This window comes from Streptomyces sp. NPDC039480 (genome assembly GCF_055597165.1).
The window spans coordinates 80,892-95,353 of record NZ_JBVITX010000003.1 but is presented as its reverse complement, the minus strand read 5'-3'; the positions used below and the strand labels follow the sequence as shown (position 1 = coordinate 95,353).

Below are 14,462 nucleotides of genomic sequence, written 5' to 3'. Positions count from 1 at the left end.
GGGGGTCTCACCGTGGGGCCGGTGGCGGTGTGCGGACATCGGCGAAATCACCGGTGTCGTGGGGCGAACAGTCCGCGACAGGCGACAGGCGACAGGCGACAGGCGACAGGCGACACCGGACCTCTGGCCCCTGGCCCCTGGCCTTTGGCCCCCGCCCCCTCCCGACAGTCCACGGAACAGCCCGACGGTTGCCCATTCCGCGCGACTACGGCCCAGAAAGTCCGCCGAAACGCCCTGTACGACTCATGCAACCGACGCATCCACACCCGTGGAGGGGACGCGCACGTTGACCCCCGGGTTCGCACGGTGTTCGCTCGGCCTTCCACACAGGAGGAACCGATGACCGTTCAGCAGCGCGTGACGGCCGCGGGCGTCGCCCTGGCCGCCCTCGGCGCCGTGGCCGTGCTCTCACCCGCGGGCGCGTCCGCCGCCCAGACCTCCGCGCCGCGCACCGAGCGGGTCAGCGTCGGACCGGGAGGGGCCCAGGGCAACGCCGCCTCCACGAGCCCGGCCATCAGCGCCGACGGCCGCTACGTCGCGTTCGTCTCGGCCTCCCGGAACCTGGTCGCGAACGACACCAACGGCACCCCCGACGCCTTCGTACGCGATCTGCGCACCGGCACGACGGAACGTGTCAGCGTCAAGAGCAACGGCAAGGGGAGCCACGGCGTCGTACGGGAGGTGTCGATCAGCTCCGACGGGCGGTACGTGGTCTTCACCTCCACGGCCGACGATCTCGTACGCGGCGACCCCAACGACCTCGACGACGTCTTCCTGCACGACCGGAGCACCGGCAGGACCCAGCGGATCAGCCCCACGGGTGCGTCCTACGACGGGTTGCGCACCCACCTGACGTACGACCCCGCGGTCAGCGGCGACGGCCGCTACATCGCCTACGCGTCGGGCGCCGAGGACCTCGTCCCAGGGGATGCCAACGAACGGGACGACGTCTTCCTCTACGACCGCAAGGAGAAGACCACGCAGTTGGCGCAGCTCACCGACGCGGGCAAGCACGGCGAGGGTGACGCGTTCGGCCCCGCGTTCGCGGGCGACTCCGGCGGCCGGTACCTCGCCTTCACCTCCAACACGTCCAACCTCGCCTCGGTGGAGGACCACTCCTCAGCGACGGACATCTTCCTGCGCGACCGGGAGAAGAGCACGACGGAACTCATCAGTGTTCCCCACGCCTACAACCGCAAGACGCCGTCCTGGGGCGCCGCCTTGAGCGGCGACGCCCGCCATGTGGCGTTCACGTCGGCCTCCAGGGTGCTCCGGCCCGAGGGCCCGGCCCCGACCAGCCCGCACAACGTCTTCCTCTACGACCGCGAGACGAAGCGCATGCGGCTGGTGAGCGCAGCCCAGGACGGCACCCCGGCCAACGGCGACAGCGACGGCGTCTCACTGAGCCGGGACGGACGCTACGCCGCCTTCGCCTCCGCCGCCTCCAACCTCACGCCCGACGACGGCGACAGCAGCGCGGACGTCTTCCTGCGGGACATGGTGACCGGGGAGGTGCGTCTCGTCAGCGGCGAGAGCGAACCGGTGTCAGAGGACACCGTGCCGGGGCGCAGGACCGGGGTCAGCGAGGACGGCGGCGCGGTGGTCTTCGACTCCCCGGCCGGCAACCTCGTCCCCGACGACACCAACGGCACGGCCGACGTCTTCCTCCGCCACATGCGCTGACGCGGCCGACGGCCGGAGGGTCATGCCAGGGCGGCCGCGAGCACCACCTTCGCCAGCTCGTCCGCGGTGTCGGCGCGTACGACGTGCTCCTCCCGCAGCGGCGCGAGAAGCTCGTCGGTGTAGTAGCCGGAGGCGTGCACGACCACGTCGGTGTCCCGGGCCAGCAGGCCACGCTCGCGGGCGACGAGCACACCGGTGAGCGCCTTGACCAGCGCCCACTCCCGGATCGCGCCGGGGTCGGCGGTGATCGCGATGCCGGCAGCCGCGGACAGGGAACGCACCTCACCGAACCGGTCCAGGCACTCGCGCCGGGAAACCACCACGCCACCGCCGCCGTGCCGTGCGACGATCTCGCACACCTGCGAACGCGTGGGCGCGTCCTTGGCGTAGAAGGTGGCGTCGATGACCTCCCGGCAGTGATCGGTCACCCCGGGGAACGCGGGGTGCGCCGACTGCCGCCACACGCGGGCCCGCCGGTCGTACGCGTAGGTGGGAACTTCGGTGCCGAGCAGGGTCGTCACCATGTCGGCCGTGGCGAGCTGCTGCACCAGAAAGAAGCCGGGGTGCCGGACAGGCGGCCGGAAGCCGGGCAGACCGCCCGCGAGCATCCGAAGGCCGAGGTGGTAGCCGAGCAGTCCAAAAGCGCTGGAGACGGCATGGGGGTGCACACGCGGCGCGGACCGCTCGGTGACGGGGAGAAGCTCGGCCTCGACGAAGGCGCGGGCGGCGTCCGCCACGCGGTAGTTGTCCAGGTCGAAGGTGCACCACAGCCGGAACCCCGTGGTGCCGAGGAACTCCGCGCGGTGGCGTCCGAGAACCTCGGTGGCGAGCTGCTTGACCGACGAGGGCTCCGGCACCCGTGCGAGGGCCAGAGGGTTCGCATGCCGCAGCGTCTCATCGTCGTCCAGCCGGCAGCGGCGCAGCTTGCCGCGCGATGCCTCGGGCGCGAGCGTGGTGATGCGCAGCTCGTCGGGCGTGGCAAGCCCTGTGGCGTAGGCGCGGGCCACGGCGTCGCGCAGGGCGGCCCCTTTGTTGCCGGACGTGGGCGTCAGGAGCATCACCCGCTCGCCGGTGCGCCGGATGTGGGCGGCCGCGCGGGCGACCATCAACAGCGAGGACACCGTCTTGGTGGTCCGGGTACCGGGATTGCGCATCAGGTCGAGAATGTGGATGTGCGGATGCACCTGGCTGAGGCCTATATCCGTGACATCGCTGAACTGGGCGAACTCAGGGGGCTTCTCGTCGAGTTCCAGCGGAACTTCGGGCGGCTCCGCCCGCTCGGCGGAGATCAGCCGAGCCGTGGTGTTCATCTCGTGGAAGTAGCGGTCGAGCACGTTGTGCACGACGCCGTCGGTACCGGCTGCGCGGCCCGCAACAGACATGAGGCGTCCATTCCTTGCGTTCGCTGCAGTATGAGGTCCTCAGCGACCGGAGGCGGCGTTGTCGAGCGGACCGGCGTGGCGCAGCCAGCGTTCGAACGGCACGCGGCGGTCGATCTCACTGCTGTCGGGCGGGCCTGCCCACTCCCCGTCGTCGAACGAGCCAGGGGCCGTGTGGCGGGGCGTTCAGTGCTGCGAGGGCGCGGTGAGCACCGTTCGTGAGGCGAAGTTGCGGTAACCGGCGCGCTTGAAGGCGGCGGCCATCGGGCGGTTCGTCACGTCCGTGTCGGCCACGACGCGCTGGGCCCCGGCGACGGCCAGGATGTGCGTCGTCTCCGCGAGCAGATCGTCGACGAGGCCACGGCCACGCAGCGCCGGAACCACGCCGAGATAACCGACGACGAAGTGTAGATCGTTGCGGCTCGGAATGATGAGGCCCGCGAGCGCACCGTCCCGGGTATGGGCAAGCCGCCACCAGGCACGGTCGCCCGGCATCGCCCGATAACCCGCCAGGTCGGCCCGCGCCGCCGCGCCCGCGCCGTGCCGGGCGAGCGTACGCCGGGTCGTGGTGTCGAGGCTCCCGACGGCGAGCTCACGGAAGACACCGAGAAGGACTTGGTCGTCCGGTTCGGCCCGGAAGGTCAAGGCGCCGGTACGAGCGGGCAGTTCCCCACCGCACATCCACTCGAAGCGGAGCCTGCGCAGGACGTCGGTGAGGCCGGCCCGTGCCGCCGCATCGATACGCCACGCGAGTGCGGTGGCGGCGTCCGGCGCGGAGGTGTCCGCGCGCGACAACAGATGGAAGTCAGGCACATCGGCCATCCCACCCGCACGGAACTGCTGGTGCGCCGAAGCGATCAGGCGTGCGCCGAGCGCCGCACGGTCCTCGACCGCCTCGTGTACGTACAGGCAGTCGAGCACCAGCGGATGGGCGCCATCGCCCTCTCCCCACCACACCCCACGCGCGAGGACCTCACCGCCGTCCTCGACGACCCAGGTCCACTCGGGACGGTACTGACGGGCGTCGAGCCCAGCACGGTACCGGTCGGGGTCGACCCACTCGACGGGCTCGTTCACCATGCAATCGAGAGCACGTGCCACCTCACGCGAGGAAAGGGCGCGTACCAACATGCGTGCCTCCAAGGGCTATTCGAGGGGCCGATCACGGCCGCTCCTGGGCGTCGGCGCAGAGCTCGGCGAGCCACGCACCCGCGACCACAGGAGCCCGCGGCCCGACCGCAGCCCTTCGGCCCGCACCCCGAGCGGACGACCGATTGCGGGCACGGGGGTGTTACGTCGTGGACGCTACGACACAACTACGCTACGTACAGTGCGGCTGTTCGTGGTGGACGCCCCGCCCTGCGGGAGTCGCACCGGCATCCAGTGGGAGTACCTGCCGCAGGAGCTGGGCTTCGGACGGCCCGCAGAGGCCCAAAAGCGGACCCGGCCCGGTCGACCGCGCGCGTCCGGGCAGCAAACACCACGTCCTCACCAACGGCCAGGGCATCCCACTCGCGGTGTCGCTGGCCGGCGGCAACCGCAACGACACCACCCAGCTACTGTCCTTGCCCGACAAGGCCCCGGCGGTCACCGGTGTCGTTGGCCGGCGCCGACCCCGTAGGCGCCCTGATGCCCTGCTCGCCGACCGAGGCTACGCCCACGATAAGTACCAGCGACTCGTCCGGGCGCGAGGCATTACCCAGGTGGCGCCGAACGAGGCCAGGAACACGGCTCTGGCCCGGGCGCTTACGAGGGCGAGCGGGTATACCCGCATCCGCGGGCGGAGCCTCGTGGACGGTGATTGCACCCGGTACGGTCGACCGTCATTGCAAACGGAGTTTGTGGCCGTGGGTTGCGTCTACAGCACATACGAAGACGTTCAAGGAACCGCCTCGGCCCACGGTCACATGCGTAGGGATGTTCGCGCCCACTGTAGCGATGAGATCACGGTCTTCCAGAGGGATCCAGCTGTGTGCACCTCCATCCCACTCGTGGCTGGCGATGGTCAACAAGAGTCGCATGGGGGCGCCGCAAGAACAGTCTTCTTCGAATGGTCCGGTCGCTCCCCATGAGGCATAGCCTCCGACCTTCCATCCTGGCGCAATGGCAAGGTCATGATGGTAGGTGACGAACTCCTCCTCGCCGGATTCCTCAGCTTCTTCTTCGAGTTCTTCTTCCCATTGTTCAATTCGATATTGCAGGCTCTCGCCGAGGAGCTCTTGATATTCGTGCTCCAGCACCTGCTCGGGGTCCACCGTGCAGGGCTCGGGCACGTACCCCTCGCTGCCGACGACTTCGGGGGTTGGAGACGTTTCGAGGACCTCACCGCACTCGGCCGAGTTCCGCCACCGCAGGTGGACGCCCGGGGTTCGTGGGATGCCGTGCGCGTCGAATGGGCACCACAGCACCTGAAGGAGGTCACGGCCGTCGGGGGGCAGCAGGCCCGGGACGTCCTTGGCGAACAACTGGGCCAGCGGGAGGAGGGGGATCGGGTCGGTCTCACCGAGGCCCGGAGCGCGATGCTCCTGCTCCAGCGCAGACAGAACAGTCAGGTCCTCCGTAGAGGGTCCCGTCTCGGGATGACGCCTCCATGCGTCCCGCAGGATGTGACGCTCCTGATGTACGTCTTCGACGCGTCGCCCCCTGTCTCGCGCATGAGGCTCCTGGCAGGTCGGCCAGGGCTCATGTGCGGGCCATAGGAGGGGACCACCGACTGAACTGTCGGTCGGTTTCGGCGTTCCGGGGCGCGGGTGGAGCCGCGTGCACATTCGTCGGTGGCTGGACAGTTCGGGGAACTGTGCTTCGACGTCGACCGGTCGCGGCGGGGTGGTGCGCGTCATGATGGTCCTGGGATTCGCAACGGGTGCCTCATAGCTCCGGGATGGGGATGGTACCTGTTCGCACTCCCGCAGCGGGATTCGGAACCAATCCCGTTCCGACGAGACTGGAAATCTCCGCGTTCGGAAACCAGGGCTTCTCATTGACCGAGAAGTTGGACTTCATATTTGGGCGCCACTGAGTGCAGAATATTCTCGCCCTTGTCGACCGCACGGTACACCTTGTCCTCGATGGCCCTCATGACGGGCGTATTCACGGGGTCTTGGGTGAGTGTGACGAGGCTCTGGCGTGACAGGGAGCCCCTTTCCTGGGCCCCCGAGGCGGTTGGCGAGCAGGTGCCCGCGTGCTTCGTTGAAGCTGGTTCCGTGGCCCCGCCAGCCTGGTGACCAGGTAGATCCGGACGGTGTACCGGTGTGCAGCATCTCCTTGCGCAGAGAAGCGAAGACGCCGGTCGGGCGGTTCAGGTCGTCCAGCCCCGCGAGATGCTCACTGTCGGGGGCCGTGCGCTGCTCGTGGCGCGGTGTCGCTGACCGGCGGCAACCGCAACAACATCACCCAGCTGCTACCCTTGTCCGACAAGTCGGGTGTCAATGTCCTCTTGCGGCGCTGTGGTGAGGGGCGCTTCAGCCCGGACGGCTCCGGGAGGCCTCTGCGGGCCGCCCGGACGTGAGAGGAGTCGATCACCGCCCGCGTCCAGTCGAGCTTGTCCGCCCCCGCAGCTTCTCCGGCAGCACCCGGTGGAGTTCGTCCCGGACGTCGGCCTCGTTCCAGGCGACTAGGCGCCTCCAGCACGTCGTCCCCGAGCCGAAGCCAGCTTCTGCGGCAGGTACTCCCACTGGATGTCGGTGTGCAGTACGAACAGGTTCCCGCACAAGGCCTGGCGGTCCGGGGACCCGCGGCCTGCCCTCGGCCAGCTCCGGACCCGGCATGGGCAGCAACGGCTCAATGAGCGACCACAGTTCGTCCGAGACGACCCACGGTCGCGACTCCCTATTTCCCCCGACCAGACCAACAAGCAACCACGTCGACCGCCACATGATCAACGGCTTCTGTTAGGAGCTCTTAGGGGACGCAGCCATAAGTTCACGTTGAGCCCCAGCCGCTCGCGCCCCGGGCCAAGGTGCGATGATCTGTTCGTGGTGACAGATGTCGAGTGGGCTCGGATTCGGAGGGGCCTGCGCTTCGGGCAGGTCTTCGAGGGAACCGTGGTGAAGGTTCCCTGGCCCGGTGCGATCGGGCTCTTCGTGGACATTGGCCTGAGCGTCGGAGGCTTCGTCGACGTTCTGCTGCTGCCGCACGAGAGCGAAGACTGGCCGGTGGAGGGCACGGTTGCCGATTTCGAGATCTGGTGGGCGGACGGCCGTCACCAGATCCGGCTGAAGCCGTCCGACTCCCGGTATCTGCGGGCCGACTTCACAGACTTCGTCGAACGCGTCCGTCCCAGTTGGCCTGCCGATGTCGGCCAGCCCGTTCGTGACCCGGGGCCTGTGTCCGCCGACGAGTTGCGGGTGCTGCTTCGCTCCGATGGGCTGCCGGGCAACACCCCTGAGGCTGGAGCGGTGCCCGACAGCCCTGCCGGGACCTAGCTGGTGCCAAGGACTCGTTCGAGAGGCTGACCTCGTAGCCTCCGCACATGACTGATGATCTGTTCCAGTGCCGCTGCATCCTCTGCCATGACTATGGTGACCGAGACGAAGCAGACCGCGTTGACCTGACGATCATCGAGAACGTGCAGCAGCACGGATGGCACATCGTGATGGTCCCCGAGGACGAGATCGGCCCTGGATTCGCCTACACGATCGGGCTGTCACACACTCACGGCGCGCCTGAGCTCGCCATGTTCGGGCTCGAAATCCATGCCATGCACCGCATGCTCAACAGGCTCGGAGAAAGGTCCGCCGCCGGGGCTGTACTGGCTGACGGCCAGAAGCACCCTGACGTTGTCGACGGTCACCAAGTCGCGCTCAGGCAGGTGGACCTCCGCTGGTACCGGACCCTCTTCGGACTGGCCATCGGGTTCCACCGGCGGCCTCCATTTCCCGTGTTGCAAGTTGCGTGGCCCGACATGGAGGGCCGCTTTCACTGGGAAGAACAGGCCGAGGCCAGGCATCGGGAGTCACAGCCTCAGTTGTGGCTGCCACCGGGCGAGCACCCTGTCGGGATCTGGACGACCGGACTCTGACTCGAGCTGCCCCCAGCCCAGGTGGGGGGCGACCACCTGGCGTGAGTGCCCCTACGCGAGGAGTTCGTGGAAGCGGGTGTGTGTCCCCCACGGCCCACGGCCCGGCTCCGCGTTCGGGACCACCTCGACCACGCGGTGGGCTTTTTCCGCAGGTCGATACGGTGGCAGCAGGTCTGGTCCCGGCGGGTGGCGAAGTCGTCCACGCCGAGTACGCGCGGGTTGCTGGGCTGCGGCGTTCGGCAGTGCCAAGATCCTGCACAGCAAGGTCGTCCGCCCGGCTCGGACGCCCAGGCGGCCGACCAGCCGGGCACCGCCCCGTCCAGCGAGCGCGAGTTCGACATGCTCCAAGACGTTGCCCAGGTGCGTGGTGAAGCGCAGTTACGGGGCGGCCAGCTGCGCGAACGGCTCGCCAAGCGCACGGTACGGGCAGTGGGCCGCGTCGCAGAGGAAACGCTGGTCCGCCAGCGGGATCACGACGCTCTGCGACCCCGCACCCCTGAAGTCGGCCACCGACGACGCGGAAGTCTGTCACGCGGTGGCACTACGTCCGTCCCGTGGGCCGAAGACTGCGAGCGCATCGGCATCAGTTGCTCGTGCTCGCAGGAAGTAGTCGGCCCACTCGGTGATTTCGGGGTACGAAGACTCCTGGGTCACTTGGGTGATCGCGGCTTCGACATCGAAGTTCGTGGTCCGTAGTCCGACGCCGGGGCCCAGGAGCGCCCAGTGGGCGCCGGGGCGTCCGTAGGGCATGCCGACGCTGCCGGCGTTGAGGACGAGTCGGCCGTGGGCGAGGCGGACGAACGGCATGTGGGTGTGGCCGAGAACCACCGTGCGGACGTCGGCGTCGAGTTCGCTGAAGACTTCTTGCCAGCGGTCGAGAGGGGAGTCGACCAGGACGACTTCCTCGTCGTCCCGAGGGGTGGCGTGGCAGAACATGACTTTCCCCATGCCTTGCAAGGGCAGGGTGAGCGTTTGCGGCAAGCGGGCGAGGAGTTCGAGGTGATCCGGGCGCAGTTGTTCGGCAGCCCAAGGAGCGATCGGGTCGGGGATGGTGTCGCGCTGACCGCGGCGGTATTCGAGGAGCTCACGATCAGCGTTCCCACTGACCCAGGCGACACGGTCTCCAAGGGCGGTCAGCACGTCCAGTACCTGGGCTGGCTGTGGGCCGGCGGCGATGTCGCCGGTGAGCACGACGCGGTCCGCGGAACGCACCTCTGGTTCGGCGAGCACTGCTTCCAGAGCGGGCAGGACTCCGTGAATGTCGGACAGGACGGCTACTCGCTTAAGCATGGTCACCAGTGTGGAATGGCGGCCACTTGGTGGGGCATCGTTCTGCTCCCCGCGAAGCCCGAGCTGCCTCGCAACATCGGACGCCCCGAAGCCCGGGGGCCCACGAACGAGCTGATCCGAGGGTTGGGAGGGCTGGGAGGGCTGGCCGGGGTGCCGCCCGGCCAGCCCTGACACCTACACCTCCGGGCACATGGGTCTCACTACCTGGTGAGCAGGTCACGCAAGGCCCCGCTGACCAACGCCGGATCCTCCTCCGCCATGAAGTGGCCGCACGACACCGTCCGGTGGTCGAGGTCGGGCGCCCAGGCGCGCCACAGGGAGGCTGCGTCGAAGCCGAGGGCCGATCCCCAGTCCTGCTGCAGCACGGACACCGGCATGGTGAGGCGGTTGCCCGCGTCCCGGTCCGCCCGGTCGTGCTCGACGTCGATGTGGGCGGAGGCACGGTAGTCGGCGACGATGGACGGCACGGCTTCGCGGGACGCCTTGAGGTAGGCGGCGCGTACGTCGGCGGGGACCGCGGCGGCGTCGCGCGTCCAGAGGTCGAGGAAGTGGCCGAAGAACGCGTCCGGGGCGGCCCCGATCAACTGCTCGGGCAGACCGGGAGGCTGCGCCATCAGGTACAGGTGGAAGCCCACGGCGGCGGTCGTGCCGTGCATGACGTCCCACATGTCGAGGGTCGGCAGCACGTCGAGGGACAACAGGTGCGTGACCGCTTCCGGGTGGTCGAGCGCGGCGCGCACGGCGACCAGGGCGCCGCGGTCGTGCCCGGCCAGGGCGAACCGGTCGTGGCCGAGGGCACGGGCGAGCGCGACGACGTCGGCCGCCATCGTGCGCTTGGCGTACGTCGTTCCGTCGATGTCCGCCGGCTTGTCACTGGCGCCGTACCCGCGCAGGTCCGGGCAGATCACGGTGTGCCGCCCCGCGAGGTCGGCGGCGACGTGCCGCCACATGAGGTGCGTCTGCGGGAAGCCGTGCAGCAGCACGACGGGGCTGCCGGAGCCGCCGACGGCGACGTGGAGGCGTACGCCGTCCGCGACGGTGACGTGGTGATGATCGAAGCCGGGGACGGTCGGTGTCATGGTGTGCTCTCCGGGACGGGAAGATGGGGCGGGCGGTGTGCCCGCCGTGAGGGTGGGTCGGGCCCGCCGAGCGGCGGACGTCTACAGCTTGCCGCCGCCGAATCAGCAAGTGATCAGCAAGTGATCAGTGAGAGATCTGTACGGAGAGAGCGCGGTGGTCCGCACGTGTCGGGCATGAAGGGGGCGGGGACGGAGACGGGGGCCGGGAGCGGGCCGGGGGCGGCGCCGAAGGTCGTGTTCGGGGTGCTCGGCCCCGTGGGCGCGTGGGACGCGGACGGGCCGCTCGCTCTGCGCGGCCCACGCCAGCGAGCCGTCCTGGCCCGCCTGATCGTCGCCCGCCGCCACGTCGTGCCCGTCACACGCCTCATCGACGACCTGTGGGAAGACCCGCCGGAACGTGCTCTGGGAACGGTACGAACCTTCGTCGGCGCCCTGCGCAAGGCCCTGGAACCCGACCGCCCGCGCAGGGCTCCCGCCCGGCTGCTCGTGACCGAGGGCCCCGGCTACGCGTTGCGGGCCGAGCCGGACGCCGTCGACGCCTGGCGCTTCGAGACGGCCGTGGCCGAGGCCCGACAGTTGCCGCCGCAGGAGGCGCTGCGCCGCCTCGACGAGGCGCTGGCGCTGTGGCGGGGCCCGGCCTACGCCGAGTTCGCCGGCGAGGAGTGGGCGCGCGCGGAACGCTCGCGCCTTGCCGAGCTGCGCGCCCTGGCCGTCGAGCGGCGCGCCGAGGCGGCGCTCGACCTCGACCGGGCCGCCGAGACCGTGCCCGACCTCGACGCACACGTGGCGCGCCACCCATGGCGCGAGGACGCCTGGCGGCTGCTGAGCCTCGCGCTGTACCGCACCGGCCGCCAGGGCGACGCCCTCGCGACACTGCGGAGGGCACGCGCCACGCTGGCGGAGGAGCTGGGCCTCGATCCGGGGCCAGGCCTGCGCCGCCTGGAGGCGGACATCCTCGCTCAGGACACGGGCCTGGACCTCTCCACCCCGTCGGGTCCGTCCCTTCCGTCCAGCATGTCCGGTCCATCCGGCCCGTCGGCGACGGCATCCCGACTCTGGAGCGAGGCAGCCGCATCGTACGACCGCACCGTCGAAGCCGGAGCCCGCGCCCGCCTGGAGTCGACGGTCGGCCTCATCCGCAGCCTCGCAGTGACCGGCGCCGGGGGCCTGGAAGCCGCCCGGAAGCACCGCATGGCGGCGATCGAAGCGGCCGAGGAGTACGGCGACCCGGAACTGACGGCTCGCGTGATCGGCGCCTTCGACGTACCCGCGATCTGGACGCGCGGCGACGACCCGGAGCTTGCCCGGCACATCGTCAAGGCCGCCGAACGGACCCTGGCGAGGCTGCCCAAGGACGCCTCGGAGGCGACGCGGTGCCGCCTGCTGGCCACCGTCGCGGTGGAGACGCGCGGCGCCAGGACACCGCGCGGACCCGATGCCGCGCGCGAGGCGGAGCGGCTCGCGCGCCGCCTCGACGACCCGGCGCTCCTTGCCTTCGCGCTCAACGGCGCGTTCATGCAGTCCTTCACCCGCGCCGGCCTCGCGCCGCAGCGCGACGCGATCGGCGCCGAACTCGTCGAACTGGCCTCCCGGCATGGCCTGTTCACCTTCGAAGTGCTCGGCCACCTCATCCGCATGCAGGCACGCGCCGCCCTCGGCGACTTCCCGGCCGCCGACGCGCACGCCGCCGCCGCGACCCGGCTTTCACGACGTCACGAACTGCCGCTGGTGGGCATCTTCACCCAGTGGTACGACGCCCTGCGCCTGGCCGCCTCAGGTGACGTGCCCGGGGCCGAGTCCGCCTTGCGCAGCGCGGCCGCGAGTCTCGACAGTGCGGGCATGCCGGGCATGAGCACCGGGCTCCTGCCGCTGGCCCTCGTATCCCTGGGCTTGGCACACCAATTGCCGCCCCACGTCGACCTGACAGCCGACTGGGGCCCTCACCGCCCCTGGGCCGAGGCGCTCGCCCTCGCGGAGACCGGCCGCCACGTCCAGGCCCGCGCGGCACTGCGCGCCCTCCCCGAACCGCCCCCGGACCTGTTGTACGAGGCGCTGTGCTGCGTGGAGGCTGAGGCGGCCCTGCGCTCGGACGACCGGACCGCACTCGCGCGGGTCCGGTCACGCCTGCTGCCCGCGGCCGGTCAACTGGCCGGCGCGGGCAGCGGAGTCCTCACGACGGGCCCCGTCGACCACTGGCTCACGCGCATCGCGGAGGCGCTGGACGCACTGAGTTGAGGCTGGGCGCACTGGCGTTGCCTGCCCTGGTCCGCCTGGTCCGCCTGGTCCGGCGGAGAGGCTTGCGGCCTTCTAGTACGCAGTATGCCGTCCTGGACTTGTGCGGGGCCTACTTGTCGGGCGTGCCGGGGCCCCCGTTGATGGACTCCTGGTAGACATCCGCGTACGTGCGTGAATCCTTGATCAGGTCGTCGCAGAACGCGGCGACGTCGGGGCCGATGAGTTGCAGGACACCCTTACCTGACGCGGCGCCCTCCTCGAAGAAGTCGACGATGCCGGGGAGCAGGGGGCCGTCGGAAAGGTCGACCGGTCCGACCTTGAACAGGTACCTCTGCATCTCCTTGTAGACGATCTGGTAGTCCGGCGGCAGTGCCTTGACCCGGGCCACGTGCGCCCGCCACTGCTTCTTGCCCTCGATGATGTCCTGGATACCCACGTCAGCCTCCCAGCCGCTTCAGTTTCCTCGCGACGTTCCTGTTCAACTGTTCGCGCCACCGGTCGCGATGGGTCCGGGCTCCTTCGCCACCGGCCAGAGCCGTGCAGAAGCCTCGGATGTCGTCGCCGAGCACGTCGTCGACGCTCTGTCCGTCCGCCGCTGTTTCTTCGAGCAGCCCGAGGGCGGAGTCGAGGATCGGCATCAGGTTGCGGCCGGTGAAGTCGCCGTGCGGAAAGAGGTGGGCCTTGATCTGTTCCCACGCGGCCCGGTGGTCGTCCGGCAGGGCGGCCGCCCGCGCCTCGAACGCCTTCCAGTCCCTGGTGAGATCGCTGCCTGTGACGGTCTCCCAGAAGTTCATCCCCGGCCCTCCCTAAGCGTGTTGATACGTGATGACACGTACTGCCATTTCGTCCAGAACTTCGCGAGTTCCTCGCGGCCGGCGTCGTTGAGTGCGTAGAACTTGCGCGGTGGGCCGACCCCGGAGGGTCGCTTCGTCACCTGGACGAGTTTGTTCCTCTCCAGGCGCAGCAGGATGGTGTACACCGTCCCCTCGACGACATCGGCGAAGCCGAGCTCGTTCAGTCGGCGGGTGATGGCGTACCCGTAGGTTTCCTCGCTGCCGATGATTTCGAGCACGCAGCCTTCGAGGGTGCCCTTCAGCATCTCCGTCAGGTCGTCCAAAGCGAGTCCTCCTCGACCCCCTCGGTACTGCGTAGTACCGAGTACTGCTACACAGTATCACTGAGTAGCAGTACTCGGGTCTCTACTCGGCGCACGCGAACGCTGCCGCCCCTTTAAGTCGTGGCTTAAGAGCTGGACCGCCGGTGGTCGGCCCGCCCAGGATGCGGAGTCGTGCGGCGGCCACCACCGCGACCGGAAGCACACCGACTGAAGGGGATGCAGCATGCCCGGATCGAAGTTACGGACGATGACCACCAGCATGGCCATGGCGGCGGGGCTCATTCTCGCGGCCCTGACCGCGCCCGCGGCATCGGCAGCACCGGCCTCGGGTGACGCGAGCGGTTACGACCGGTGCGCCAGTCCCAACTTCTGCCTGTTCGAGCACATCAACGGGGAGGGGCGCGTCATAGGTCTGCAAGGTGAACGCAGAACTCTCCCCCTGGACTTCGACAACATCACGTCGTCCATCCGTAATCGCAACGGTCGGTTGTGGTCCGTCTACACGGGCACCAACTTCACGGGGCGATGCCTGCCTGTCTCGGCCACCTACACGGGAAACGTCACCCAATACAACATGAATGACCAGATCAGCTCCGCGCGGCCCGGCCCGTGCCCGAGCTGATCGTCGCCCTCGAGGGCCTGGCTCGGCGCTAGGCGCT

13 protein-coding genes and 1 pseudogene are annotated in these 14,462 nt (G+C 69.5%); 6 read left to right on the top strand and 8 right to left on the bottom strand.

What is annotated here, in order from left to right; translation table 11 throughout:
* Positions 1–339 precede the first annotated feature (339 nt).
* The gene (locus ACZ56E_RS11065) at positions 340–1,683 is read left to right on the top strand and encodes a TolB family protein (protein WP_471213266.1); all 1,344 of its coding nucleotides are present in this window, start codon (positions 340–342) and stop codon (positions 1,681–1,683) included.
* A 20-nt stretch (positions 1,684–1,703) separates the two neighbouring features.
* On the opposite strand, the gene ACZ56E_RS11060 is transcribed toward ACZ56E_RS11065, so the two are convergent.
* Both ACZ56E_RS11060 and ACZ56E_RS11055 read right to left on the bottom strand, forming a co-directional pair.
* Positions 1,704–3,065, bottom strand: coding sequence for a DUF6002 family protein (locus ACZ56E_RS11060; RefSeq protein WP_471213265.1), 1,362 nt, complete (start codon positions 3,063–3,065; stop codon positions 1,704–1,706).
* 183 nt (positions 3,066–3,248) lie between these two features.
* On the bottom strand, positions 3,249–4,142 hold the full coding sequence (locus tag ACZ56E_RS11055) for a GNAT family N-acetyltransferase (RefSeq protein WP_471213263.1): 894 nt from the start codon (positions 4,140–4,142) through the stop codon (positions 3,249–3,251).
* 350 nt (positions 4,143–4,492) lie between these two features.
* Between ACZ56E_RS11055 and ACZ56E_RS11050 the strand changes: the two are divergent.
* A pseudogene (locus tag ACZ56E_RS11050) lies at positions 4,493–4,806 on the top strand (transposase); the annotation flags it as partial.
* 79 nt (positions 4,807–4,885) lie between these two features.
* Here the strand turns inward: ACZ56E_RS11050 and ACZ56E_RS11045 are convergent.
* Positions 4,886–5,527: a hypothetical protein gene (locus ACZ56E_RS11045; RefSeq protein ID WP_471213262.1), complete on the bottom strand. Its 642-nt coding sequence runs from the start codon at positions 5,525–5,527 to the stop codon at positions 4,886–4,888.
* A gap of 1,509 nt (positions 5,528–7,036) precedes the next feature.
* Here ACZ56E_RS11045 and ACZ56E_RS11040 point away from each other — a divergent pair.
* Together ACZ56E_RS11040 and ACZ56E_RS11035 are read left to right on the top strand one after the other, a co-directional pair.
* Positions 7,037–7,486, top strand: a complete 450-nt coding sequence (locus tag ACZ56E_RS11040; RefSeq protein ID WP_471213261.1) for a hypothetical protein — start codon at positions 7,037–7,039, stop codon at positions 7,484–7,486.
* A gap of 47 nt (positions 7,487–7,533) precedes the next feature.
* Positions 7,534–8,082 carry a DUF4262 domain-containing protein gene (locus tag ACZ56E_RS11035; protein ID WP_471213259.1) on the top strand — a complete coding sequence of 183 codons (549 nt, stop codon included), beginning with the start codon at positions 7,534–7,536 and terminating at the stop codon, positions 8,080–8,082.
* A 528-nt stretch (positions 8,083–8,610) separates the two neighbouring features.
* Here the strand turns inward: ACZ56E_RS11035 and ACZ56E_RS11030 are convergent.
* Positions 8,611–9,372, bottom strand: coding sequence for a metallophosphoesterase family protein (locus ACZ56E_RS11030; protein ID WP_471213258.1), 762 nt, complete (start codon positions 9,370–9,372; stop codon positions 8,611–8,613).
* 200 nt (positions 9,373–9,572) lie between these two features.
* Entirely contained in the window at positions 9,573–10,451 is an 879-nt protein-coding gene (locus ACZ56E_RS11025; protein WP_471213257.1) for an alpha/beta fold hydrolase, read from the bottom strand.
* A gap of 174 nt (positions 10,452–10,625) precedes the next feature.
* On the opposite strand from ACZ56E_RS11025, the gene ACZ56E_RS11020 reads away from it, so the two are divergent.
* Positions 10,626–12,686, top strand: a complete 2,061-nt coding sequence (locus ACZ56E_RS11020; RefSeq protein WP_471214063.1) for a BTAD domain-containing putative transcriptional regulator — start codon at positions 10,626–10,628, stop codon at positions 12,684–12,686.
* Positions 12,687–12,795: 109 nt separating this feature from the next.
* Here ACZ56E_RS11020 and ACZ56E_RS11015 read toward each other — a convergent pair whose 3' ends face one another.
* The 3 genes from ACZ56E_RS11015 to ACZ56E_RS11005 are packed head-to-tail and all read right to left on the bottom strand — an operon-like array spanning position 12,796 to position 13,803.
* On the bottom strand, positions 12,796–13,122 hold the full coding sequence (locus ACZ56E_RS11015) for a DUF1048 domain-containing protein (RefSeq protein WP_471213256.1): 327 nt from the start codon (positions 13,120–13,122) through the stop codon (positions 12,796–12,798).
* A gap of 1 nt (position 13,123) precedes the next feature.
* Positions 13,124–13,480: a DUF1048 domain-containing protein gene (locus tag ACZ56E_RS11010; protein ID WP_471213255.1), complete on the bottom strand. Its 357-nt coding sequence runs from the start codon at positions 13,478–13,480 to the stop codon at positions 13,124–13,126.
* Positions 13,477–13,803: a PadR family transcriptional regulator gene (locus tag ACZ56E_RS11005; RefSeq protein WP_468611061.1), complete on the bottom strand. Its 327-nt coding sequence runs from the start codon at positions 13,801–13,803 to the stop codon at positions 13,477–13,479. Before ACZ56E_RS11005 ends, ACZ56E_RS11010 begins: the two co-directional genes overlap by 4 nt.
* A gap of 247 nt (positions 13,804–14,050) precedes the next feature.
* Between ACZ56E_RS11005 and ACZ56E_RS11000 the strand changes: the two genes are divergently transcribed.
* Complete coding sequence (locus ACZ56E_RS11000; RefSeq protein WP_471213253.1) at positions 14,051–14,425, top strand: peptidase inhibitor family I36 protein; 375 nt, start codon at positions 14,051–14,053, stop codon at positions 14,423–14,425.
* Positions 14,426–14,462 lie beyond the last annotated feature (37 nt).

What these genes read in the sequence shown, in the direction of transcription:
- ACZ56E_RS11065 (WP_471213266.1), top strand. Translation starts at nt 340, where the DNA reads ATGACCGTTCAGCAGCGCGTGACGGCCGCGGGCGTCGCCCTGGCCGCC.
- ACZ56E_RS11060 (WP_471213265.1), bottom strand. Translation starts at nt 3,065, where the DNA reads ATGTCTGTTGCGGGCCGCGCAGCCGGTACCGACGGCGTCGTGCACAAC.
- ACZ56E_RS11055 (WP_471213263.1), bottom strand. Translation starts at nt 4,142, where the DNA reads ATGGTGAACGAGCCCGTCGAGTGGGTCGACCCCGACCGGTACCGTGCT.
- ACZ56E_RS11035 (WP_471213259.1), top strand. Translation starts at nt 7,534, where the DNA reads ATGACTGATGATCTGTTCCAGTGCCGCTGCATCCTCTGCCATGACTAT.
- ACZ56E_RS11030 (WP_471213258.1), bottom strand. Translation starts at nt 9,372, where the DNA reads ATGCTTAAGCGAGTAGCCGTCCTGTCCGACATTCACGGAGTCCTGCCC.
- ACZ56E_RS11025 (WP_471213257.1), bottom strand. Translation starts at nt 10,451, where the DNA reads ATGACACCGACCGTCCCCGGCTTCGATCATCACCACGTCACCGTCGCG.
- ACZ56E_RS11020 (WP_471214063.1), top strand. Translation starts at nt 10,626, where the DNA reads ATGAAGGGGGCGGGGACGGAGACGGGGGCCGGGAGCGGGCCGGGGGCG.
- ACZ56E_RS11010 (WP_471213255.1), bottom strand. Translation starts at nt 13,480, where the DNA reads ATGAACTTCTGGGAGACCGTCACAGGCAGCGATCTCACCAGGGACTGG.
- ACZ56E_RS11000 (WP_471213253.1), top strand. Translation starts at nt 14,051, where the DNA reads ATGACCACCAGCATGGCCATGGCGGCGGGGCTCATTCTCGCGGCCCTG.